The 1,728-nt window shown below is 31.4% G+C and carries 2 protein-coding genes and 1 pseudogene; all 3 read left to right on the top strand.

Annotated features, from left to right (window positions below; genetic code table 11):
- The coding region (locus QP860_RS10505) for a C40 family peptidase (RefSeq protein ID WP_284912796.1) at positions 1 to 1,242 on the top strand (1,242 nt) is incomplete at its 5' end.
- Positions 1,243 to 1,256: 14 nt separating this feature from the next.
- The gene (locus tag QP860_RS10500) at positions 1,257 to 1,496 is read left to right on the top strand and encodes a hypothetical protein (RefSeq protein WP_110058823.1); all 240 of its coding nucleotides are present in this window, start codon (positions 1,257 to 1,259) and stop codon (positions 1,494 to 1,496) included.
- Positions 1,483 to 1,728, top strand: a pseudogene (locus QP860_RS10495) (stalk domain-containing protein); the annotation flags it as partial. The gene QP860_RS10500 and the pseudogene QP860_RS10495, both read left to right, overlap by 14 nt.

Raw genomic sequence — 1,728 nt, 5'->3', positions numbered from 1 at the left:
TTGGAAGATTTAAAAAAGTCAGACGCCTATATAAAGAAAAATAGATTTAAAAAGTTTTACCAAAGAAAACAAATGAAAAGCATGATAGCTAAAAAGCACGAAACAAGACTGGTAGATAGGGTTAAAAAAGCTATTTTAAGTTTAGGTAAGGCTTCTAAAGAGCTAATAGTAAGAAAAAGCAAGATGGTTCTATTTGTAGTAATAGGACTAGGTCTTATGCTATCAATCATGATTGGTGGTGGAAGTGTTGGTATGAGTGGACTAAGCAATTCAGTAAACTCAGTAATGACAACAACATACCTATCACAAGATACAGTTCTAAGTGAAGTAAATCAAGAATTTTCATCAATGGAATATGACCTACAATCACAAATCGAAAGTGTAAAAACAAGTCATCCTGGATATGACGAATATATCATAAACAAAGAAGGAGAAATTGGTCATAATACCCATGAACTTCTATCCTATATAACTTCAAGATGTGGTGAAGTAAAATCAGCATCTGAAGTAAAAGGAATTTTAAAAGAACTTTTCGATAAGATGTATAAGCTTGATTTTAAGGAAGAAATTGAAATCAGAACAAGAACAGTAGCAAGAACAAGATATGATAGTCGTGGTAATCCTTATACTAGCTATGAAAAAGAAGAATACGAATATAAAAAGTTAATTGTAACTTTAAAGAAAAAAGAAATGGATGAAGTTGTTAGGGAAATATTTAAAGATTATCCAGACAATGTAGTTCATTATGAAGCTCTTCTTGAAGCTAAGGGAAATATGGGAGATGTTTTTGGATCAGGTAATGGGGACTTAGGAGAAATAGTAGATAATCCAAACTTTGGAAATCCTGGTCTTGCTTTTGATTCAGCTACTGCCAAAGCCTTATTTAATGAAGCAGAAAAACATATAGGCAAAAGATATGTGTTTGGAGCAAGTGGACCATCTAACTTTGACTGCTCAGGTTTTGTATGTTGGTCATTTACAAAGTCTGGTGTAAAGAGAATGCCAAGAACAACTGCATGGAGAATATACAAAGACTATTGTAATCCAGTAAGTCCAAGTGAAGCTCAACCTGGGGACATTATATTTTTCCACTCAACATATAACAGTGGAACTCCAATATCTCACGTAGGAATATACGCAGGTAACGGAATGATGATTCACGCAGGAGATCCAATTCAATACACATCAATAAATTCAAAATATTGGAAATCACACTTTTATGGTTTTGGAAGACCAAGATAGAAGGGAGATATTATGTGAACAGAAAACTTATAAGTATCAGGAACAAAAAGAAAAAAATAGAAGAGAAGTTAAAAGATTTAAATGCAAAATACAAGGAAATTTGCGATGAAGAAATACAAGTTGAGAATGAAGAAATAATTGTAACTCTTAGGAGAAACAATATTAGCTTGGAAGAATTAATGGAGAAAATTAATGACAGAAAAATAGAAGAAAAATTAAAAGAAAAGGAGAACATTCATAATGAAGAAATTTAATACGAACAGACTAAGAGCCTTTTTTATGGCTCTTTTATTAGTTTTAACATCAACCTCAACTACTAATGTACTAGCTAAAGCTGATGATACAGATGGTAGTAAAAAAGTGATAGAAAGTTCTATAAGTAAAATTAGTGATTTAGAAAATCAGATCAAAGACTTAAATGATAAGAAACAAGAAGACCAATCAAAGATAGATGAATTAAAGGAAAAGTTAGAATCTTGCAAAGAT

Source organism: Aerococcus sp. UMB1112A (assembly GCF_030230715.1).
GTDB lineage: Bacteria > Bacillota > Bacilli > Lactobacillales > Aerococcaceae > Aerococcus.
Note: the sequence above shows the minus strand (reverse complement) of the source record. Positions and strands in the feature narration are given on the sequence as shown.